This window comes from Clostridium sp. CM027 (assembly GCF_024730565.1).
GTDB classification, from domain to species: Bacteria; Bacillota; Clostridia; order Clostridiales; family Clostridiaceae; genus Clostridium_AD; species Clostridium_AD estertheticum_B.
Genome location: NZ_CP077725.1, coordinates 3,461,175 through 3,483,346, shown reverse-complemented (window position 1 = coordinate 3,483,346; position 22,172 = coordinate 3,461,175). Strand labels below are relative to the sequence as shown.

Annotated in this window: 19 protein-coding genes; 4 read left to right on the top strand and 15 right to left on the bottom strand. The window is 31.2% G+C overall.

The annotated features are described in order from the left end of the window. Nucleotides 1–23: 23 nt before the first annotated feature. Nucleotides 24–1,253 carry an ABC transporter substrate-binding protein gene (locus KTC92_RS16585; protein ID WP_216301923.1) on the bottom strand — a complete coding sequence of 410 codons (1,230 nt, stop codon included), beginning with the start codon at nt 1,251–1,253 and terminating at the stop codon, nt 24–26. A 106-nt stretch (nt 1,254–1,359) separates the two neighbouring features. Here KTC92_RS16585 and KTC92_RS16580 point away from each other — a divergent pair, with 106 nt between their 5' ends. Next, nucleotides 1,360–2,301 (top strand): VCBS repeat-containing protein, encoded by a 942-nt coding sequence (locus KTC92_RS16580; protein ID WP_216301922.1) that lies wholly within the window; start codon nt 1,360–1,362, stop codon nt 2,299–2,301. Nucleotides 2,302–2,514: 213 nt separating this feature from the next. Here the strand turns inward: KTC92_RS16580 and KTC92_RS16575 are convergent, their stop codons facing one another. The 11 genes from KTC92_RS16575 to KTC92_RS16525 all read right to left on the bottom strand — a co-directional run bounded on the left by KTC92_RS16575 (nt 2,515) and on the right by KTC92_RS16525 (nt 14,892). Then, nucleotides 2,515–3,483: a hypothetical protein gene (locus KTC92_RS16575; RefSeq protein WP_220286083.1), complete on the bottom strand. Its 969-nt coding sequence runs from the start codon at nt 3,481–3,483 to the stop codon at nt 2,515–2,517. A gap of 54 nt (nt 3,484–3,537) precedes the next feature. After that, nucleotides 3,538–3,783 carry a hypothetical protein gene (locus tag KTC92_RS16570; protein WP_165412004.1) on the bottom strand — a complete coding sequence of 82 codons (246 nt, stop codon included), beginning with the start codon at nt 3,781–3,783 and terminating at the stop codon, nt 3,538–3,540. A gap of 101 nt (nt 3,784–3,884) precedes the next feature. Next, nucleotides 3,885–4,352, bottom strand: coding sequence for a hypothetical protein (locus KTC92_RS16565; protein WP_253198077.1), 468 nt, complete (start codon nt 4,350–4,352; stop codon nt 3,885–3,887). Nucleotides 4,353–4,593: 241 nt separating this feature from the next. After that, complete coding sequence (gene yihA / locus KTC92_RS16560; RefSeq protein WP_165412005.1) at nt 4,594–5,187, bottom strand: ribosome biogenesis GTP-binding protein YihA/YsxC; 594 nt, start codon at nt 5,185–5,187, stop codon at nt 4,594–4,596. Further along, nucleotides 5,168–7,510, bottom strand: a complete 2,343-nt coding sequence (gene lon, locus KTC92_RS16555) for an endopeptidase La (protein WP_220286084.1) — start codon at nt 7,508–7,510, stop codon at nt 5,168–5,170. Before lon ends, yihA begins: the two co-directional genes overlap by 20 nt. Nucleotides 7,511–7,748: 238 nt before the next feature. After that, nucleotides 7,749–9,431 (bottom strand): ATP-dependent protease LonB, encoded by a 1,683-nt coding sequence (gene lonB, locus KTC92_RS16550; RefSeq protein WP_165412007.1) that lies wholly within the window; start codon nt 9,429–9,431, stop codon nt 7,749–7,751. Nucleotides 9,432–9,680: 249 nt separating this feature from the next. Then, entirely contained in the window at nt 9,681–10,973 is a 1,293-nt protein-coding gene (clpX, locus tag KTC92_RS16545; protein WP_165412008.1) for an ATP-dependent Clp protease ATP-binding subunit ClpX, read from the bottom strand. A 34-nt stretch (nt 10,974–11,007) separates the two neighbouring features. After that, the gene (clpP, locus tag KTC92_RS16540) at nt 11,008–11,592 is read right to left on the bottom strand and encodes an ATP-dependent Clp endopeptidase proteolytic subunit ClpP (protein WP_216301919.1); all 585 of its coding nucleotides are present in this window, start codon (nt 11,590–11,592) and stop codon (nt 11,008–11,010) included. Between the two features lie 153 nt (nt 11,593–11,745). Then, nucleotides 11,746–13,038, bottom strand: coding sequence for a trigger factor (gene tig, locus KTC92_RS16535; RefSeq protein WP_165412010.1), 1,293 nt, complete (start codon nt 13,036–13,038; stop codon nt 11,746–11,748). Between the two features lie 170 nt (nt 13,039–13,208). Then, nucleotides 13,209–14,045 (bottom strand): sugar phosphate isomerase/epimerase, encoded by an 837-nt coding sequence (locus tag KTC92_RS16530; RefSeq protein WP_216301918.1) that lies wholly within the window; start codon nt 14,043–14,045, stop codon nt 13,209–13,211. Between the two features lie 16 nt (nt 14,046–14,061). Further along, the gene (locus tag KTC92_RS16525) at nt 14,062–14,892 is read right to left on the bottom strand and encodes a hypothetical protein (protein ID WP_216301917.1); all 831 of its coding nucleotides are present in this window, start codon (nt 14,890–14,892) and stop codon (nt 14,062–14,064) included. Nucleotides 14,893–15,451: 559 nt separating this feature from the next. Here KTC92_RS16525 and pflB point away from each other — a divergent pair. The 3 genes from pflB (at nt 15,452) to KTC92_RS16510 (ending at nt 19,651) form a co-directional block, all read left to right on the top strand. Beyond that, on the top strand, nt 15,452–17,680 hold the full coding sequence (pflB, locus tag KTC92_RS16520) for a formate C-acetyltransferase (RefSeq protein ID WP_220286085.1): 2,229 nt from the start codon (nt 15,452–15,454) through the stop codon (nt 17,678–17,680). 176 nt (nt 17,681–17,856) lie between these two features. Next, nucleotides 17,857–18,582, top strand: a complete 726-nt coding sequence (gene pflA / locus KTC92_RS16515; RefSeq protein WP_220286086.1) for a pyruvate formate-lyase-activating protein — start codon at nt 17,857–17,859, stop codon at nt 18,580–18,582. Nucleotides 18,583–19,030: 448 nt separating this feature from the next. After that, nucleotides 19,031–19,651, top strand: a complete 621-nt coding sequence (locus tag KTC92_RS16510) for a class I SAM-dependent methyltransferase (protein WP_220286087.1) — start codon at nt 19,031–19,033, stop codon at nt 19,649–19,651. Between the two features lie 297 nt (nt 19,652–19,948). On the opposite strand, the gene pyrE is transcribed toward KTC92_RS16510, so the two are convergent. Genes pyrE through KTC92_RS16495 form a run of 3 tightly spaced genes read right to left on the bottom strand, consistent with a single transcriptional unit; the run spans nt 19,949 to nt 22,150 of the window. After that, nucleotides 19,949–20,515 carry an orotate phosphoribosyltransferase gene (gene pyrE / locus KTC92_RS16505; RefSeq protein WP_216301913.1) on the bottom strand — a complete coding sequence of 189 codons (567 nt, stop codon included), beginning with the start codon at nt 20,513–20,515 and terminating at the stop codon, nt 19,949–19,951. Between the two features lie 11 nt (nt 20,516–20,526). Next, nucleotides 20,527–21,423, bottom strand: coding sequence for a dihydroorotate dehydrogenase (locus KTC92_RS16500; RefSeq protein ID WP_216301912.1), 897 nt, complete (start codon nt 21,421–21,423; stop codon nt 20,527–20,529). After that, a complete protein-coding gene (locus KTC92_RS16495) occupies nt 21,416–22,150 on the bottom strand; it encodes a dihydroorotate dehydrogenase electron transfer subunit (protein ID WP_216301911.1) in 735 nt (244 codons plus the stop codon). Before KTC92_RS16495 ends, KTC92_RS16500 begins: the two co-directional genes overlap by 8 nt. Between the last annotated feature and the right edge of the window lie 22 nt (nt 22,151–22,172).

The window sequence follows — 22,172 nt, the reverse complement described above, 5'->3', positions numbered from 1 at the left end:
TACTTCTTTCTTTATTTACCAAATCATTTATAACTTTCTTTTAATAACTCTTCCCATTCTTTAGAGCTATAACCACCACCTAAAATCTTTTTCAAAGCCAAAAGTACATTATTTTTGAGTTTATCAGGTAAATTATATAATATAGGTATATTATTATCATTAGCTTTATATATATGTTGAACCATTATTTTACCAATACCTGTGACTTTATTATTTGCGATTTTATTTCCACTTATAATTCCTTTCTGCACAATTCTTGCTTGAACCTCATCACTGTAAATATATTTAATAAACGCATCGGCATTATCGCCATTCTTTGCATTTACAGGAACACTTAATAAAGAATTAATTATAATAGGCCCATTAGACCCATACTTTGAATTATTCTCGTAATCTCCTATTATGCCTATGTTACTTCCATTAAGTTTAGAATTATAATAAGAAATACATACTAATAATGGAGAATCGCCATTATTAAAACCCGTAATATTTTGTTCATTACCTAATTCAAAAGAGTCTTTAGTAATTCCATTATTTTTTGTTAAAGAATCAAATTCTTTAAATATTCCCTGTACATCTTTCAATTTTTTATAAGATTCCTCACCACTATCATATTTTTCCTCAACGTCATGAATACTTATGCTCTTGCTAGCTATTAATGAAAATAGAAATCCACTCGCATCTACATCTCCCGTTAACACTACAGGAGTTTTCATACCCTTACCATTAATTTGCTTTAGCACATTTAACCATTGTTCTAAATTATTAGGGTTAGATATTTTTAGTTTCTCAAGATTCGCTTTATTATATAGTAGCTCAATAGAATATGGCACAACCCCTATTCCATAGTATTTATCTCCTACTCTACCATAAGAACTCATAATATTATAGTATCTATTATTTATAGTATTATCATCATAAGAATCTTTCATATCACTCAAAACTCCATTTTTACTAAGTTCAATAAGTTTATTCCTATTAGTAAAAATCACATCAATTTCTGTTCCTAAATTAATGGTCTCCATGATATCACTTTTATCACCTAGTGCATCATTTAGTTTTACTTCAACATCAGGGTTGTTCTTTTTAAAATCATCAATTAAAAGCTTAATTACTTTTGAAGAAGACTCATCAGTTGTGTCTAAAAATATATTTAATTTTTTTTCTTTTTCATCCATTTTGCATGATGAAAAGCTAAACACCATAGTTAAAACTATAAGAACGCAACATAAATTTTTTAATGATTTTTTCATAAGTTCACCTCACTTTATTAATAAATATGAATCTTTTTTAAATTTATTTAATATAAATTAATTAAACATACAATTGTTACATATAATTTAGAGGGGGGTGTAATATATGAAATTACAGATACTATTTTTTAAGAAGAAAATTGTCTATTATACTTTAGCAATTATTACCTTTACCATAATGCTTACATTTTTTTTGTTTTTCAGAAAATGTTCAATAAGTACGTTTAATGTTGTTAATGAAAACAAAATGATGCAAGCTGATCTAACAGCAGATGGGAATAAGGATATTCTCTACATAAAAACAGATGCAGATAAATATTATATCCAAATAAATTCAGAATCTAAAAGTTATTACCTAGAGCCTTCTAAAAAAAGTAACACAGTGGGAAATTATTATTCACAGTGGCCGATGCGACTTACTTTAATGGACATATCTAGAAATAATATACCTGAAATATTTACTCAAGCATCAGTAAAGGATGAGGCTATTCAGCATGTATTTCTTTGGACCGGAGAAAAATTTGATGATATATTTTGCAGCACAAACAATATTTTAGGTTTTATAGATAGTAAAAATAATAAAACTCCTAAAGTTATATCTGGAAATATTAAAGATGGTGAAATGAACTTAGTCAGTTATATTTTCATTAAAAATAATTTAAAGTCTTTTAACTATAATTATGCCGATAATTATATGGGTAAAAACACCATGTTAGGTTTTGTAAACCTGATGGAAAGCTTTCCATTATCAGAATTAAATATGTCAAAAGAACTTTTCGCACCTTATTTAAATGGTAATGATATTTCACTATTAGGCGATTTATCAAGCCAAAAAATACATTTTACTTTTCAAGATGCTGTTTTCAAAGATTATAATTGGGACAAAGACGGTAATGCCAGTGAAATTCTATGGACATTAAATTTTAAAGGAACTAATACAAATGATTTAAAAGAAACAAAAAACTATACTATAGACCTAATTGTAAAGCTTATGCCTAATGAGAATAAAGTTTCTATCTTCAAGATCAGCTCTGTAACCCTTAAGTAATAAAGCGATATTATTAAGATATACACAAATTATAAAAGGGACCGTATTATCGGTCCCAAGGGGGATGGGGGGTTACGCATAAAATAATTATTTTATGCTAATGGAGATTTCAACTCCGATTACATTTATAATATTACCCTTTTTACGGAGTTTTATTCATTATAAAATATATTTAATTTTTTTATATAGAATACACATTTATTTGTAGAAATTCTAATGTCTTGAGGTATCATTTTCCTCTACGATTTTATTGAGCACTTCAATTTTTTTATCATCTACTAGATGAGCTAATATAAAAATAAGCTGTTCCTTATCCTCATCCTCTAAGAATTGTAAAATGCTATGTGTACTTTCTTTAGGACTCGTATGTTTAAATTCAACGTCTTTGCTTTCAAAAGAATCATTATTCGATATAGAATTCATAATATCATCAAGATTTGGATTGTTTAAGTCTAGATTATTTAAATCTATTCCAGATAGCATATTTGAAATTTCGCTTAAATCTATACCACCCATACCTGAAAATATATTTGATAACATGTTATCTTGCCCATCTTCATTTGAATTTACTAAATCATTATTCTCATTAAGATCATTGTTTTTTTCATTACTATTACTATTACCATTATTACGATTACTATTACTATTACCATTATTACGATTACTATTATTACTATTATTATTTTTATTATTTTTATTTTGATTATTTTGATTATTATTACCATTTTGATTATTATTATTATTTTTTGCTGAATTCGATGTTGAATTTACATTTCCTGAATAACTATCCGCTGAGTTGCCTCGCATGTTATTACCTTGCCCTCCTAAACTGTCCATCAAATTTCCTAACATATTATTGTCTTGTCCGCCTAAACTGCCAATTAAATTTCCTAGCATATTATTGTCTTGGCCACCTAACCCAGAAATTAACCCTTCAAGCATATTATTGCCCCCGCCATTATTTCCTCCAAGAAAGCTAGTTAATAATCCCATCAAAGGATTTGCAGAATTTCCATTAATCATTTGTGCTAATGGGTTATTGCCAGAATTGTTATTGTTATTATTGTTGCCGTTGTTATTATTATTGTTACCGTTATTATTACTGTCATTGTTATTATTTGCATTATTATTATTATTTTCATTATTCATATTATTTCTATCATGTTTATGATGTTTTGACATATTTATCACCTCATTTATAAATGGGAGAGCATAAGCTCTCCCTGATTTTTAGAATTAACAACAACATCCTCTCGCTGGTGTTTCAACATTTCTACCTTTACAACAACAACAAACTATGAATATCAATATTAGCAAGAAAGCATTTTTGTTTTCAAGTAGACATGTTCTTTGAAGTATAATTAAGAGTATTAACGCACAACATGGATTTGTACATATACTTGAAAACTGATTTCCATTTCTACATCCACATTCTGATGTTCTATCACAACATCTTCTTACACGACGTCTTCTTTTTGACATATAAAACTCCCCTTCCTGGGCCATGTTTTAATGCACTATTTATTTTAACTCAAGTTAATTAATATTTTAATTTATCTATTTGTGCAATTACAATTATTTATCTAACAATCTTCATCACAGTTATCTAGATTTATAAAATTATTTGTGCATCCTCTGCCTTGTCTACCATTATTGCCACCACATGCGAATATAAGAATTAAGATTATTATCCAGCAACATGCACCGCCGCCGCCGAATCCGCCACATCCGCCACCAAATCCACCAAATCCGCCAAATCCACCTCTACTACTTGAGCCACATCTGCAAAGTTCCTTGCAGTGTTTAGGATCGCATCCGCAGACAGTTCCACTCTCTTGTCCTTGACCCCATCCTCCGCATAAGCATAATAGAATAATGATCCAAATTATTGAGCTTCTTCCGCCGCCGAATCCGCCACATCCGCCACCAAAGCCGCGTCCACAGTCACAGTCTCCTCTGTTGTTACAGTTGCCACCTCCGATGCCACAGTTGCCACCGCCTAAATTTCCTTTGCCACTACTCAAGCCACTTAATAAGCTATTCATATCCATTTACTTGCCTCCTTATTGTTGTTTTACCTTTTAAAATCTTTTTCTTTGGTTCTACTATATACTATTCTTGTAGAAATAAATTGACACAGATTTTCAAATTAAATCATCTTTTCCATGTGCTTAAATCATTACCTGCGATCTGTATATTTTTTACACATGCTAAAGGCAAAAAAAAATAGACCTCATTACTTTATGCACAAAGTACTAGTTTGCACGCCGTAATGTAGGTCTCTTTTATTTTTTATTCTTCTATGTGATCATCTTTAAACATGTTTCCTAGTAACTCTTTTACACCTATTTTCTTTAGTGAGGAAATATTAATAATTTCCTCATTCGCCTCAAGAGCAAATGTTTCCCTTATCAACTTATTATTTTTTACAAGCTCTGCTCTATTTAACTTATCTTTTTTTGTTGCCACTATTACAACTTCATAACCAAAATGTTTAATCCATCCGTACATTAGAAGATCATCTTTAGTTGGCTTACGTCTACAATCCACAAGTAATGCTACCTTTTGAAGTTGTGGTCTACGAATTAGGTAGTCCTCCATCATCTTACCCCATTTAGCTTGTTCAGTTTTTGATACTTTTGCATATCCGTAACCTGGTAAATCAACAAAATAAAAGCTATTGTTTATTAAAAAAAAGTTTATAAGTCTAGTTTTTCCAGGTGTTCCACTAACTTTAACCAGCTTTCGCCTATTTGTTAAAGTATTTATTAAAGAAGACTTTCCTACGTTGGACCTACCAACGAAAGCATACTCTACCATATTATCTGTAGGATACTGGTTAGGTTTTACTGCTGAAATTATGAATTCAGATTGTTTTATCTCCATTATATATCTCTCCAATTAATGCATTTTCAAGCACATGTTCTACTTTACTTGCAATTATAAATTTTAGTTTATTTTTAATACTATTTGGTATTTTTTGTATGTCTTTTTCATTATTTTTAGGTATTATAATTGTATCAATTCCTGCCCTATAAGCAGCTAGCGATTTTTCCTTAAGTCCACCAATAGGCAGCACTCTTCCTGTAAGTGTAATCTCCCCTGTCATCGCTACATTATGTCTTACTTTTTTGTTAGTTAAGGCAGATACCATTGCAGTTATCATAGTTACCCCGGCCGATGGTCCATCTTTAGGCACCGCTCCCTCTGGTACATGAATATGAATATCTTTATTTTTATAAAAATCTTTATCAATATTATATTTGGCTGCATTAGCTCTAACATAGCTGTATCCAGCTTTGGCAGATTCTTTCATAACATCTCCTAATTGACCGGTAAGTTGAAGCTTACCAGTTCCATCCATAGCACTTACCTCTACAGGCAAGATAACCCCACCAACCTCTGTCCACGCAAGGCCTGTTACAACTCCTACTCCATCTTCCTCGTCAGCTTTATCATAGGTATATAAAACTGGACCTAAATATCGTTTAACATGTGAAGTTGTAACATTAACATTTTCTTTACCCTTTTCTACCGTTTCAGTTATTGCCTTTCTTATAACTGAGGCAATTTTTCTTTCAAGATTTCTAACCCCTGATTCCCTAGTATAATTTTCGATAATGCAATTCACCGAAGAATCGGAAAAAGTTATTTTATCATCATCCATATTATGTTCTTTTAACATCTTTGGAATAATGTGATTTTTAGCGATATGGAATTTTTCTTCTGAAGTATAGCCTGACACCTCAATAACTTCCATTCTATCTAGTAATGGTCTTGGAATGGTATCTAATTTATTTGCAGTAGTTATAAATAAAACTTTCGATAAATCAAAGTCTAATTCTAGGTAATGATCCCTAAAAGTTGCATTTTGTTCACTATCCAAAACTTCTAAAAGCGCATCTGCCGGATCACCCTTAGAATCACTGCTCATTTTATCAATTTCATCTAATAAGAATAATGGATTTCTATATCCGGCTTGTTTCATGGCATATATAATTCTACCTGGAATTGCTCCCACGTAAGTTTTTCTATGTCCTCTTATTTCAGCCTCATCTTTTACTCCACCAAGTGACATTCTAACGAAATTTCTATTTAATGCATTAGCAACAGACTTTGCTATAGATGTTTTTCCAACTCCTGGTGGACCTACCAAACAAAGTATAGGACCCTTAAGCGTATTACTGATTTTTTTAACTGCTAAATATTCTATTATTCTTTCCTTAACATCCTCGAGCCCATAATGTTCCGCTTCAAAAACTTCTCTAGCCTTGTTAATATCAATGGTATCTTTAGTCACTTTATTAAAGGGTAGTGCTAATATCCAATCCAAATAGGCTTTTGTTACTCCACTTTCAGAAGAATAACTCCCTGAACTTTTCAATCTATTTAGTTCATAAATTGCTTTTTCTTTTGCCTCTTTAGGAAGCTTTGCCTTTTTTATTTTATTTTCATATTCTACTATTTCTCTCTTATCTTCGTCATCTTCTCCTAATTCTTCTTGTATAGCTTTTATTTGTTCTCTTAGGTAATATTCCTTTTGGATTTTATCAATTCTACCTTTAACCTTGGTTCCAATCTTCTTTTCTATTTTTAATACTTCAACCTCATTTTTTAATATAAATAACAATTTTTCTAATCTTTTAATAACTTCTACTGTTTCAAGCAATTCTTGTTTTGTCTCTGGCTTTAGTATTAAATATGAGCTTACCATATCACAATATCTTCCTGGCTCTTCCGTCTCTTCTAAACTGAATAAAGCATCTGGGAAGTTGTTAACTGATAGATTTATGTATTCTTCAAAGGCTTTATCTATACTTCTAATGTATGCCTTACATTCCTTATTATCTTCATACAGTTCATCTTCAATAATTTCTACTTCCACCCGTACAAAAGGTTCCTTCTCTTTGTACTCAAGAATCTTACCTCTCTTTATTCCCTCAACTAGTACCCTAATTGCATCTCCTGGCAACTTTAATATTTGTTTTACGTTACAAATAGTACCAATATTATATATATCCTTCTCTTCTGGTTCTTCAATTTTTGATACTTTCTGTGAACCCAGAAAAATCTCTTGATTATTTAGCATAGCATCCTCTAATGCAAGTATAGATTTTTCCCTACCAACATCAAAGTGCAATACCATATATGGAAATATATTCATGCCTCTTAACGGAATTAACGGAAGAAGTTTTGTAATTTTATCCATTTTTCTCCCTCTTTTCTATATTATATTAATTTTTTCTATTAATGTAAAATCAAACTTCTACTTTACAAAGAATAGATATCACAAACTATAAATATTTGATCATTATATTTTTATGTTTTTATATTTCGACTACTATAGTATACCTATAATACAATTATTTTTCAATACTACAAAGTTTAAAATAAAAAAGGTAATCTACTATAATTAAATAGTGATCACCTTTTTTTTAAAATATGATTTATCCTTTTAATGATTCAGCTGCTATAACATCCACATCTTTCTCAAATGCAATTGAAATATTTTTAGGATTCTCCTGAAGTAACGCCTCACGAATTACCTCACTAATATTACTCACTGGTATAATCTTAATATTTTCAATACTTTTAAAACTATCTTGCCAATTATCTCTCGGAATAATAACTCTTGTGGCACCTGCTTTTTTTGCAGCAGCGATTTTAGCATTGACACCGCCTATCGGCTTTACATTACCATGAATTGATATCTCTCCTGTCATTGCAACCATATTATCAACTGGCACACCTTTTATTGCACTATATATTGCAGTTGTTATGCTAACCCCGGCTGATGGGCCATCTACTGGTGATCCACCTGGAAAGTTTACATGAATATCATAATCATCACAATCTATATCAAAATATTTTTCGAGTACTGTAACCACATTTTCTACTGATGATCTCGCAGTACTTTTTCTTTTCAATTTTTTATTGCTACTACTTATTTCTTCTTCTTCAATAATTCCTGTAATTTTAAGAACACCTTTTCTAAGCTTTATTTTTTTTGCACTAGCTTCAATTTCCATTACCGCTCCTATATTAGATCCGTAAACCGCAAGCCCGTTTACATATCCAATTTGTGGTTTATCGGATATCATATTTTCGAACCTTGGGGAGTACTGACCATTTTCTATAACCCACTCAACATCCTCAACACTTACTTCATCTCTATCATCGTTAATAGCCATACCACTAGCTAACTGAATTAAATTAACAGTATCACGTCCATTGCTAGAGTATTTACCAACAAGCTTTAATGCTTTTTCACATATTTTAAGACCTATTTTATTTATTGAATTTTCAGCGATTGTTTGTAATTCTTCTGGTAGTAATGCCCTAAAAAATATCTCTATGCACCTTGACCTTATTGCAGGCATTATTTCTTCTGGATTACGTGTAGTTGCACCTATAAGTCTAAAATCAGCTGGAAGCCCTTCATCAAATACTTCTTTTATATAAAGCGGCATGTTAGGATCTTCTCCATTATAATAAGCGCTATCTAAAAATACTTTTCTATCTTCTAATACTTTAAGGAGTTTATTCATTTCTATAGGATGTAGCTCTCCAATTTCATCAACAAATAGAATTCCGCCATGTGCTTTTGTAACCGCTCCAGGCTTTGGTTGAGGTACTCCAGCCGCTCCGAGTGGTCCGGCTCCTTGGTAAATGGGATCGTGAACGGATCCAATAAGCGGATCTGCAATCCCTCTTTCATCAAATCTAACAGTTGTTCCATCTATTTCTACAAACTTAGAACATTCATTAAATGGAGATCGTTCTCTTTTTTTAGCGTCTTCAAGTACTAATCTAGCAGCCGCTGTTTTTCCTACTCCAGGTGGCCCATAAATTATGACATGTTGAGGATTAGGTCCGCATATTGCTGCTTGCAGTGCCTTAATTCCTTTTTCTTGTCCTATAACCTCCTCGAATCTTGTCGGTCTGCTTTTTTCAGTAAGTGGTTCTGTAAGGCTTATGCTTTTCATTTTTCTTAAATTTTCCATTTCTTTTTTGTTTCCTTTATTAACAACCACCTTACTACTTTGCTGACTTTTTAATGCATTAAAAAAATATAATCCAATAACTATTGTAAAAAAAAGTTGTATTGCCATAAGAAGTTTCATTGTCATATTATTTAAAGTTTAATATTTAATATATTAAACTAATCCTCCTTTCTCATATTAAATTTGCATATTTTAGTAAATATTGCATCATTTATATTATGGTCAAGAAATGAATAATATATTCTTCTTATTCCATATATTATTCAAATTTTTAATTTTATAATTTCCTCAAAATAAAAAAAAGACAGATATATAATCCGTCTTTCTTCTACATTAATATTACACCTGCGTAGGTGATGATTTAGTCTTAGTTTACTATGCTGTTTCTGGGCCTTTTTTAGTTTTAATTTTCTGTGCAATCTTTAATTTTTCTCTTTTTCCACTTTCAGCTAAGACTAATTGTGGGTTTCTAGTTCTAATAGTATCCTCATTAACTATTACTTTAGATACTTGTTCATTAGATGGAATATCAAACATAATTTCCTTCATTGTATCCTCTATAATAGATCTAAGTCCACGAGCTCCAGTTTTTCTTTTGATAGCTTCTTTAGCTATAGCTTTTAACGCTTCTTCTTCAAACTCTAATTCTACGTTATCCATCTCAAACAATTTCTTATATTGTTTAATGAGCGCATTTTTAGGTTCACTAAGAATTTTAACTAATGCTTCTTCATCTAACGCTTCAAGAGTAACTACTATCGGAAGCCTTCCTACAAACTCTGGAATTAATCCAAATTTCAATAAATCTCCTGGCATTATAAATTTCAACATTTCTCCTACATTTGCTTCTTCTTTTGATCTTATTTCAGCTCCGAAACCAACAGATGTAGTTCTAGTTCTTTTTTCTATAATTTTATCAAGTCCATCAAATGCTCCTCCACAGATAAATAAAATATTTGATGTATTTATCTGAATAAACTCTTGATGAGGATGCTTTCTTCCACCTTGTGGTGGAACTGATGCTGTAGTGCCTTCTAATATTTTAAGTAACGCCTGTTGAACGCCTTCTCCAGATACATCCCTAGTTATAGAAGGATTTTCAGATTTTCTAGCTACCTTATCTATTTCATCTATATAGATAATACCTTTTTCTGCTTTTTCTACATCATAATCAGCATTTTGTATTAATTTAAGTAAGATGTTTTCTACATCTTCTCCTACATATCCTGCTTCAGTAAGTGTAGTCGCATCGGCTATTGCAAAAGGTACATTTAAATATTTTGCTAATGTTTGAGCTAGTAAAGTCTTACCACTTCCTGTAGGTCCAAGTAATAATATATTACTTTTTTGAAGTTCAACATCACCTTCATTAACATTTGAATTTATTCTTTTGTAATGATTATATACTGCTACAGCCAAAGATTTTTTAGCGGTATTTTGCCCAACTACGTACTCATCTATATATTTTTTTATTTCTGCAGGTTTTGGTAACGACCCTAGGTCTAGTTCAACATCCCCCTGGAATTCATCTACAATTATTTCAGAACATAATTCTATACACTCATCACAAATATACACTCCTGGTCCTGCAATTAATCTTCTAACTTGTTCTTGGGTTTTACCACAAAAAGAACATTTAAGTTGTTTTTTTTCATCAAACTTTGTCATATTTTCACCTCAACTAACCTTATTTCGTTTAATGTTATTTCTTTTTAGATATAACTTCATCTATTAATCCATACTCCATAGCTTCTTGTGCACTCATGAAGTAATCTCTTTCAACATCATGTTGAATTTTTTCAATTGATTGTCCAGTTCTTTCACTATAGATTTTATTTAGTGTAGCTTTAGTTTTCATAATTCTTTTTGCGTGAATATCAATATCAGTTGCCTGACCTTGGAACCCACCTAAAGGCTGATGTATAAGTATTTCGCTATTAGGTAATGCAAATCTTTTTCCCTTTTCACCAGCATTTAATAAGAACGATCCCATGGATGCTGCCATACCAATACAAATAGTTGAAACTTGTGGTTTTATATATTGCATTGTGTCATAAATAGCCATCCCTGCTGTAATTGATCCACCTGGACTATTTATATATAAATAAATGTCTTTATCAGGGTCTTCCGACTCTAAATACAATAACTGAGCAACAACTAAACTAGCAGTGACATCATTTACCTCTTCTCCTAGGAAAATTATTCTATCATTTAATAATCTCGAATAAATATCATAGGATCTTTCGCCCCTATTAGTTTGTTCAACAACCATTGGCACTAAACTCATATAATTCACTCCTTTACTCTAATAATAGTACTGTTTAACTAGGTAATCTATTCCTTAATTCTATCCCAAGTAATTATTTTTTAATCAATTAATTTTATCCTGTATTTAAAATTAATTGCCAGAGAAATATCTGGCAATTAATTCTAGTATAAATTATGCAGTAACTTTTGCACTATCAACTAACATATCTATTACTTTTTCATTTACAACATCAATTTGTAGATATTGTTTTTGCGCTTTCATAATTAAGTCTGCTGTTTTATCTATTTCTTTGTCTCCATATTGCGCCGCAACTTGTTTAGCTTTTTCTAACAGTTCTTCATCACTAGCTTCAAATTTTTCTATTTTCGCTATCTCTGTTATTACTAAATCAGTTTTAACTCTCTTTTCAGCTGCTTCTTTCATGAACTCCCTAACCTTTTCTTCAGTGTTGTTAGTGTACTGATAGTACGATTCAAGATCTAACCCTTGTTGTTTTAATTTCATTTCTAAATCTTTGAGCATTATATCAGTTTCTCTTTTCACCATAATTTCTGGAATATCCATTGCTACGTTAGAACAAACTGCATCTATTACAGCTTCTTCAAATTCTTTCTTTTCTCTATCTGCACTTGATACCTCAAGTGATTTTTTAATGTTATTTCTTAATTCTTCTAAAGTATCGAATTCTGACACTTCTTTAGCAAATTCATCATCAATAGCTGGTAATTCTTTTTCTTTCATGCTTTTAATAGTTACATTAAAAGTTGCAAGTTTTCCATTTAAGTCTTCTCTTCCATATGCTTCTGGAAAATTAACTTTAACTTCTTTAGTTTCTCCAGCTTTTAAGCCTATTAATTGTTCTTCAAAGGTATCAATAAATGATCCTGAACCAATTTCAAGTTCAAAATCTGTTCCTTGTCCGCCTTCGAAAGCTACATCTTCAACAAATCCTTCGAAGTCTATAATTGCTATGTTGCCCATTGCAACAGCGCCATCAAGCTTCTCTTCAACTCTAGCATTTTTTTCTTGCATGCCTTTTAACTGATTTTCAATTTCATCATCTGTTACCTTATATTCAGTTTTCTTAACTTCTAATCCTTTGTATTCTCCAATTTGAACTTCGGGTGCTACTGCAATTGATGCAGTGTATACAAAATCTTTTCCTTCCCCTATTTCAACAATATCAATTTGAGGATAATCCAATGGCTTTATATCATACTCTTTTAAAGCTTCTGGATATGTATCATCACAGCAGAAGTTTATAGCATCTTCAAAGAAAACACCTTCACCATACATTTTCTTTATTATATTCATTGGAGCTTTACCTTTTCTAAACCCAGGTATATTAATAGTCTTTGAGTTTTTTGCACAAGATTTTTTCAAAGATTCATTAAATCTTGTTGCTTCCACCGTTATTTCTAATTTAATAATATTTTTTTCTAATTTTTCCATTTTAATGTTCATTATATTACTCCTCCTAATCGCCACAAATGCTTATTACTTTAAATATTATAACATAACTTTTCATGTATTTACAAATATTCTTAAGCATATTTGCTCAAATAGTCTAATGCTATAATTATAACCAAATTGCTTATAATTTACAAGTTAATTTTGCCAAGCTTTTCTCCTTGCTATAGTATAGAACTGTCACTTATAGAAGTGCGAGGCTTTCCTTCTGAACTATTGTTAAATTTTTCAACAACAAATTCCTTTGCTTGTGTCAGTTCCTCGCAACTTAAATAATTGCTGCTATAAACTTCTATAGTTCCTTTTCCACTATACTTAACGCTCTTAAGTTTGTTATATATATATTCATAATCCAAATTACCTTTTCCAGGTAAAAGACAAGGGGAATTTTCATCTCTATCATTAATATGAAGGTTCACTATATTTTCACCCATAACCTCAATATACTTTTCTATAGAAACATTGGCTTTATACGCTTGTTTAAAATCTAAAGTAAAATATATTGGGTACTTACATTTAGCAGCCAAAAATGTTAAAAACTTTAAATTTGCCGACATACACCAAGATACATTTTCCTGCGCCAATTTAATCCCCATTTCCATTGCAATATAGGAAAGTTCATTATATGTATCTATAACAAATTTAGTATCAAGCTCATTAAAATCTGCACTGCGCATACCATGAAATGTATAACAGCTTGCACCTAATATCTTTGCTGCCCTACAAACTTTTTTAAAATGTTTTAACATGTCCAGGCGTCTTCTGTCATATTTATCAAAAAGATACGGCTCAAATGAACTTGAAAATGCATGAACCGAATTTACATTGAATTCATAGGTTTCTTTTTTTTCAAGTAACCTCTTTAAAAAATCTTCCTCGTACTCACCCGGTGTATTAAAAAATATTTCACCATGATTAAACCCTAACTCTTTCATCTTTTTTATACTGTTTTCCGTACTCAAATTAGGATAAAAACATGCCGAAGATAATCCTATATCCATGCTTAACCTCTTTTCTCTACTGCGTTACTTCACCTAATGAATTTACATACACTACCTGACCATCTACAATTGTTTCAAGCCCCTTTGCCGTTATGTTTTTAAAAGTAATTTGCTTACCAGATAATGACATTACCTGCGTATGCTCATTATTTTTTAAATTCACCTTCCATATATATTGAACTTCCTTTTCCTTCATCCAAGGTAATTCACTAACGTATGCAATATTATCTTCATCAATGAACTTAGGTGTAATTGACCAAATATATGTTGGTTTCTCTTTAAGCTTATTTACTTTAGGAAAAACTTCACCTTTACTAGATTTATATTCTTTTTTTGTGATGTCTTTAGTGATTTTATTCACATCAATGTATAGCATATCCTGGTTTTTCGTACTCTGCACTACTATTGCTTTCTTACTTGGACTTATGTCATATGATATATCTTTAGTGTTTGATACACCTTTTATATTTTTTTCGCCTGATTTTACATTATATTCAACGCTAATTTTCTGCCCATCCGAAAATGAAGCAGTAAAGATCTCATTTTTTTCAACCGCTTCCGCTTTTAAAGCAGCCTCTGCCTTTGCTTTTGCTGAAGCCTCTGCAGCTTTCGACTTTTCATCATCTGCCTGTTGTTTAACAACTTCTTCTGATTTTTTTTGTGATTCCGCTGCCTTACTTCCCTTATCCTCTGCATTGATTTTTGGTTTACTTAATAAAAAATCAAAATCTGTAGCTAAAAATATGCTCAACCCTATTATAGGTACAATAATCAATAATAATATTGTTTTTCTTCGTTTTTTCACTTCTTTCTCATAATCCTTACTAAACATGCTAGGCTTCTTCATATAATTTACCTCCATTATAATTGATGCAGTATTATTAATTATACATCATTGTAAATGAAAATAATATGGTTTTTTAAAGATGACATATATGTCTCTTTGTTTATCCCATATCATCTACCCCTTTAGCGATATATATTTTCCAAGTAGTCTATATTAAATAATCTTCTGCAAAACTGCAACATCTAATTTGATTAATAGTCTGCATTGATATAATTTGTTAAAGTTTCAAGTAATTAAGAATATTTTTCTATTATAATCCAATCCAGTATGGCCTTGTTTCATTTTAAAAACATCCTGTTGTTTTTCTTCGTTAAATGTTTAACACTTCTAAAGTGTTGTATTTCAACGTTCGCATAGTCATCTGAATATTCTCAATTTTCCAACTTTTATAAAACACTTGAACTGTTTCATTTTTAATATTACAATATATATATCGACATAATCAATTTAAATTACCACTACTATATATCGATTATTTTATGAATTTGTTGTGATTTTATGTAAAACCAATCACTTTAAAAAATATTATAACATTAATGTATTATAAGGAGGAAAACAAATGTTTAAACAATGGACAGGCTTTAAAGGCGACCAGTGGAAAGATGAAATTAATGTAAAAGACTTTATTCAAAAAAATTATACCTTATATGAAGGTGATGATAGTTTCTTAGTAGGAACAACTGATAAAACTAATAAAGTTTGGAATAAAGCTAATTCCCTTATTATAGAAGAAATAAAGAAAGGTATTATAGATGTAGAAACTAATGAGGTTTCAGGCATAGATAATTTTGCACCTGGATATATAGATAAAAAAAATGAAGTAATTGTTGGATTACAAACAGATGCACCACTCAAAAGAATAGTAAACCCATTTGGTGGCTTTAGAATGGTAGAGCAATCACTTGAAGAGTATGGCTACGAATTAAACAAGGATATAAAAAAATACTTCCCTAAGTATAGAAAAACTCATAATGAAGGAGTTTTCGATGCATATTCTGATGCTACTAAAGTTGCAAGAAACGTAGGATTATTAACTGGACTTCCAGATGCATATGGTAGAGGAAGAATAATAGGAGATTACAGAAGAATAGCTCTTTATGGATTAGATTATTTAGTAGAGCAGAAGAAAAAAGATTTAAAAGAATTAACAGGACGTGCATCAGATGATTTAATAAGACACAGAGAAGAACTAAGCATGCAAATTAAAGCACTTGGTCAAATAAAAAGCATGGCTTCAAAATACGGCGTTGATATTTCAAAACCGGCTACCACTGCACAAGAAGCTGTACAAGCAGTTTATTTAGGATACCTTGCAGGAATAAAAGAAAACAACGGCGCTGCAATGTCACTTGGACGAACTACTACTTTCTTAGATATTTATTTTGAAAGAGATTTGGCGAAAGGTTTAATAACCGAAAATGAAGCTCAAGAGATTATTGATCAATTCGTAATTAAACTTAGAATGGCAAGACATCTTAGAACTCCTGAATATAATGATTTATTTGGTGGAGATCCAAATTGGGTAACAGAATCAATAGGTGGCGTTGCTCTTAATGGCAAAGCAATGGTAACAAAGAATTCTTTTAGATTCCTTCATACATTAACAAACCTAGGATCAGCACCAGAACCTAACATGACTGTACTTTGGTCAGAAAAATTACCAGAAACTTTCAAAAAGTATTGTGCTAAAATGTCTATCGAAACTGATGCCGTACAATATGAAAATGATGATATAATGAGACCAATATATGGTGAGGATTATGGTATAGCTTGTTGTGTATCTGCTATGGAAATTGGTAAGAGAATGCAATTCTTTGGAGCAAGAGCTAACCTTGCAAAATCTTTATTACTATCGCTTAATGGCGGAGTCGACGAATTAAAAGGCAAACTTGTGGTACCTGGAATTGAAAAGACAACTGATGAAATTCTTGACTACAAAACAGTTAGAAAAATGTATTCAAAAGTTTTAAAATATGTTGCGCAAATGTATGTGGATACAATGAATACCATACATTATATGCATGATAAATATGCTTATGAAGCTGGTCAACTTTCTCTTCATGATAGTGATCTTAAATACTTCATGGCATTTGGAGTAGCAGGGCTTTCTGTTGCAGCCGACTCCTTAAGTGCTATAAAATTTGCTAAGGTATCTCCAATAAGAAATGAGAATGGCATAACCGTTGATTTTAAAATTGAAGGAGATTTCCCTAAATACGGAAATGATGATGATAGAGTTGATGATTTAGCTGTTAATCTTATAAAGGAATTCAGCGATAATCTTAAAACACACCCTACATATAAGGGAGCAGAGCATACTTTATCAGCACTTACTATTACATCAAATGTAGTTTATGGTAAGAAGACAGGAGCAACTCCTGATGGAAGAAAACAAGGTATAGCACTTGCTCCTGGAGCAAACCCAACACAATGTAACGATGAAAATGGAGCATTAGCATCATTAAATTCAGTTGCTAAGATTCCTTATAGAAATTATTGCCAAGACGGAGTTTCAAATACTTTTTCAATAGTACCAGCTGCACTTGGAATAGATGAATCTACAAGAATAAATAATCTAGTTTTCCTTTTAGATGGTTATTTTGCACAAAGTGCACACCATTTAAATGTAAATGTACTAAATAGAGAAGTTTTAGTTGATGCTTATGAGAATCCAGACAAATATCCAACACTCACAATAAGAGTTTCAGGATATGCGGTTCATTTTAATAGATTATCAAAAGAACAACAACTTGAAGTTATTAGCAGAACTTTCCATGATAAAATCTAAATAATTTTATATATTATGAGAGGTGCTTATTATAAGCACTTCTCAATTTATATAAAACTAATTGTGGGTTTCATTTTATATTAAAGCAAAAATATTGTTTTTGTTTTAATATGAAATGAATATAATCTAGTTTTGACATTGAAATTTCTTGTAACAAATCTGAAGGAGGAGTATATATGGTAAAAGGTAAAATTCATTCTATAGAGAGCATGGGCCTGGTTGATGGTCCTGGAATAAGAGTAGTAGTTTTTTTTCAAGGCTGCAAACTAAGATGTGCCTATTGCCACAACCCCGATACTTGGAATCTAAGTGGCGGCATTGAAATGACTGCGGAAGAAATTGTTCAAAAAATCATTAGATTCAAACCATATTTTAATAGATCTTCCGGTGGAGTTACTTTCTCTGGCGGCGACCCGTTAGTTCAACCACAATTTCTACTTGAGTGTTTAAAATTATGTAAACAAAATGGTATCCATACTGCCATAGATACAGCTGGTTTTGGTGATGGTGACTATTCTGATATATTAAAGCATACAGATTTAGTTCTTTTGGATATAAAGCATACAACTGGTCAAGGTTATGTTAATTTAACTGGCAGAGATTCAACTGATGTTAATACATTTTTAGAAGCGTTAAGACACTCTAAATCTAGAGTTTGGGTAAGACATGTTGTTGTACCCGGAATTACAGATTCTGTGGAACATATAACTAAACTCGCGAAAATTATTAGTAAAGAGGTTCCAAATGTTGATAAAGTAGAGCTTCTTTCCTATCACGTTCTTGGAGTAAGTAAATACGAAGCTTTATCTATCCCTTATAAATTAAAAGGTGTAGAACCAATGGATAAAGATAAAACTAAAGAACTCCAAACACTAATAAATAATTTACTTAATATCAAATAAAAATACGAAATTTTCCTGCATGACTACAAATAAGAGTTTGAAACATGGAAATCCATTAAGGAATTCTAATGTTTCTACTCTTCTTATTTTTAGTCACTTCCGGAGAAAGTTCATACTATTATGTATATGACGTCGCAAGCAAAACCCATATCAATTATGATGTGGGTTTTGCTATATTAACATCCTGAATATAATTTAAGGTACTAATTGTATAATAAGTAACGATTGACTCAGTTGAATTTTTGCAGTAAAATAATAAACGAACATATGAATATGTGAACATATGAATATATAAACAACTACACATAAAAATATAGATTTTGTTATTGGAGGTTTTCATTTATTTAATCCCTCATCCCACAAATATGAAACTATAGAATTTATAATCTATATAGGAAGATATTTTAGTACAAAGCCAAATATTATTAACTCAATAAGGGAGGAAAGTATGAATTTACAATATAGGATTATTTCAAAATTTTATGATTTAGTAGACGTTTTCTACTTTAATTGTACAAAGACCAATCCAAGAGAAGGTATATTGGACTTTATATCAGAGCAAAAATCAAAAGTATTGGAAGTTTGTATTGGAACGGCTACCAACAGTATTATTATTGCAGATAACAGAATAAACACTGAAATAGTTGGCATTGATTTATCTAAAGAAATGTTAGCACTTGCCAAAGAGAAAATAGAAAAAAGGGGAATCCGAAATATCGAAACCCTTGTTATGGATGCAACAAATATGAACTTTGATGACAATTATTTTGATGTCGTCTTAATTTCATTAGTTTTACACGAAGTTGATGATAATATAAGGTATGAAATAATGAAAGAATCCAAAAGAGTATTAAAAAACAAAGGCAAAATAGTTGTTGTTGAATGGGCTCAACCTAAAAAACTTATTCAAAAACTTCTATTTTTAATTATTAAACTATTAGAACCAAAGGGATTTAAAGAGTTTTTACAATTGGACATAAAAAAATATGTTGAAAAATTTTCTCTAAAAGTCTTGAGCGAGAAAAAATGTGATTATACTCGAATATTTGAAATTACAAAAGAAGAATAATTTTAGTAACATAGTGCGTTATCTTCTTAAACAACTATTAGCGACCCAATTATATCTTTTTTCTTAGAGAATGCTAATAAAAGTATATATTGCGTAGAATGCGTTCGAGCGACGCTTAGTAATTCTTAATTAATATTATTTTCAGTTGAGTAAAGAAAAATGCATGTTTGAACGCAGCAAGTTTGCATTTTTTAGCAACTTAAAATAATATTAATTTTAGAATTCCTTGGCAAAGTGAGCGCATTTCAGCAATATATACTCTTCATTACAGCATTCTGTGAGAAAAAAAGATTACATTTATTTTATATTTCTACTACCAGGTTTTATGTAAGCTGTTCCAGCTTTACAAAGTGGGCACTCTGATGGATCGTAACTTTCAATATCTAGTTTTATTGAGCTATAGATAGGATAATCAATAGTGCTACTTCCTCTATCTACTATGCAACATATCCCAACTACTTCTGCCCCAAGTTCTTTTAAGACTTTTATTGTTTCTAAAGAAGACTTGCCAGTAGTTACTACATCCTCTGTAATTAAAACCTTTTGTCCCTTTTTAATTTCAAATCCACGTCTAAGTTCGAAGGTGCCGTTTACTCTTTCAGTAAATATAGCAGGCTTTCCTGTTTGTCTACCTACTTCATAAGCTACTATTATACCACCCATCGCCGGGCCTACTACCACATCAAAATCTATATCTTTAATCTTTTCTACTACTACACTTAGTACCTTTTCAGCCTTGTCTGGATACTGAAGCAATTTTGCACATTGGCAATACCTATTGCTGTGTCTTCCTGAAGATAACAGAAAATGTCCCTCAAGTAGCGCACCTGATTCTTTTAATATATCTAAAACATTAATATTCATAGTATCTCCTCCTATATAATCCCTCTAATTTCACTTAGATCTTTAATACCTTCTTTTATCATATACTTCTCAATTCCGTCGATTATATCATTGCAAATATCCGGTTTTATGAAATTGGCAGTTCCAACTTGAACCGCCTCTGCTCCCACCATTATAAATTCTATAGCATCCTCAAAGCTAGTTATACCACCCATACCTACAACTGGTATATTTACAGCTTTACATACTTCATGTACCATTCTGAGTGCCATAGGTTTTATAGCTGGTCCTGATACCCCTGCATATATATTATTAAAAATCGCTTTTCGTTTATGTATATCAACTGCCATACCTTTAAACGTATTTACTAAAGATAATGCATCTGCTCCAGCTTCACAGCATTTATATGCCATATCTACTATGTCCTCTGCATTCGGTGAAAGTTTAACCATAAGAGGTTTCTTGCAAATACTCTTAATTTCTTTCACTGCTTCATATGCTACCTTTGATTTAATTCCAAAAGCCATACCCCCACATTTTACATTAGGGCAGGATATGTTTAATTCGACTATATCTATAGCCTCATTATTTAATTTTTCTATTGCCATTATGTATTCTTCTATACTACCTCCACCAACATTTGCAATTATAGCTGTGTTATATTGTTGCATTTGCGGAAGTTGTGTATTTATAAAATTTTCAATACCTGGATTTTGAAGTCCTACACTATTTAGCATTCCCCCACGGGTTTCATAAATTCGTATTCCATCATTACCTTGCTTTTCATTTATCGTAAGACCTTTACTTGATATGCCGCCAAGTCTTCCAATATCGTAATACTTACTATACTCCTCGCCAAATCCAAAAGTTCCAGATGCAGCTATGACTGGATTTTTTAAATGCACACCGCATAATTCTACTTTAGTCATTAAAAATCAAATCCTTTCCTTCAAAGACTGGACCATCCTTGCAGGTTCTCTTATTTCCACCCACGGTTTTACAAGTACATACAAGACATGCACCTATTCCGCAAGCCATATGGTTTTCCATAGACACATATACTGGCACTTTTTCATCACAACACATATTTACAACCTTTTTCATCATAATTTCTGGTCCACAGCAAATAACAGTTTCATATTCTTTTACATTTATTATGTCTGTTACGTATCCCTTATGACCAATTTTACCACTTTCTGTGGATAAGTTAATTTTATTTACATATTTTTCCACAGAATCCACAGAATAATCCACAGTCCTAAACCCTGCATACAAATCTATTTCACACGACCTAAGTTTTTTGATCAGATAAACAAGTGGCGCTATTCCAATTCCTCCAGATACAACAGCAATTTTCCCTTTTATTTTTTCCACATCAAATCCATTTCCGAGTGGCCCCATTATCTGAAGTTCATCATTTGCGCAGAGTTTACTAAGATATTTTGTACCTTGACCTACTATTTGGTATAAAAAGCTTATTTTCTCATCATCCACATCATACACACTTATAGGTCTTGGTAATAATGGCTCCATTTCTTTTACCTTTAACATAAAAAATTGTCCTGGTTTTACGTTAAACTTGCCCTTTATAGAAAGCTTATACACGCCATCACTTATTTCAACATTTTCATATGTCTTTTCTACTGAACATATCAAATAAACCCCTCCAGCATTTTAA

Bases quoted from the DNA above. Each gene is read 5' to 3' on its own strand.
- KTC92_RS16570 (WP_165412004.1), bottom strand. From the start codon at position 3,783: ATGTCAAAAAGAAGACGTCGTGTAAGAAGATGTTGTGATAGAACATCA.
- KTC92_RS16585 (WP_216301923.1), bottom strand. From the start codon at position 1,253: ATGAAAAAATCATTAAAAAATTTATGTTGCGTTCTTATAGTTTTAACT.
- KTC92_RS16510 (WP_220286087.1), top strand. From the start codon at position 19,031: ATGAATTTACAATATAGGATTATTTCAAAATTTTATGATTTAGTAGAC.
- lonB (WP_165412007.1), bottom strand. From the start codon at position 9,431: ATGACAATGAAACTTCTTATGGCAATACAACTTTTTTTTACAATAGTT.
- pflB (WP_220286085.1), top strand. From the start codon at position 15,452: ATGTTTAAACAATGGACAGGCTTTAAAGGCGACCAGTGGAAAGATGAA.
- tig (WP_165412010.1), bottom strand. From the start codon at position 13,038: ATGAACATTAAAATGGAAAAATTAGAAAAAAATATTATTAAATTAGAA.
- yihA (WP_165412005.1), bottom strand. From the start codon at position 5,187: ATGGAGATAAAACAATCTGAATTCATAATTTCAGCAGTAAAACCTAAC.
- KTC92_RS16500 (WP_216301912.1), bottom strand. From the start codon at position 21,423: ATGACTAAAGTAGAATTATGCGGTGTGCATTTAAAAAATCCAGTCATA.
- KTC92_RS16530 (WP_216301918.1), bottom strand. From the start codon at position 14,045: ATGGATATAGGATTATCTTCGGCATGTTTTTATCCTAATTTGAGTACG.
- KTC92_RS16580 (WP_216301922.1), top strand. From the start codon at position 1,360: ATGAAATTACAGATACTATTTTTTAAGAAGAAAATTGTCTATTATACT.
- pyrE (WP_216301913.1), bottom strand. From the start codon at position 20,515: ATGAATATTAATGTTTTAGATATATTAAAAGAATCAGGTGCGCTACTT.
- lon (WP_220286084.1), bottom strand. From the start codon at position 7,510: ATGGATAAAATTACAAAACTTCTTCCGTTAATTCCGTTAAGAGGCATG.
- KTC92_RS16575 (WP_220286083.1), bottom strand. From the start codon at position 3,483: ATGTCAAAACATCATAAACATGATAGAAATAATATGAATAATGAAAAT.
- clpP (WP_216301919.1), bottom strand. From the start codon at position 11,592: ATGAGTTTAGTGCCAATGGTTGTTGAACAAACTAATAGGGGCGAAAGA.
- clpX (WP_165412008.1), bottom strand. From the start codon at position 10,973: ATGACAAAGTTTGATGAAAAAAAACAACTTAAATGTTCTTTTTGTGGT.
- pflA (WP_220286086.1), top strand. From the start codon at position 17,857: ATGGTAAAAGGTAAAATTCATTCTATAGAGAGCATGGGCCTGGTTGAT.
- KTC92_RS16565 (WP_253198077.1), bottom strand. From the start codon at position 4,352: ATGGATATGAATAGCTTATTAAGTGGCTTGAGTAGTGGCAAAGGAAAT.
- KTC92_RS16525 (WP_216301917.1), bottom strand. From the start codon at position 14,892: ATGAAGAAGCCTAGCATGTTTAGTAAGGATTATGAGAAAGAAGTGAAA.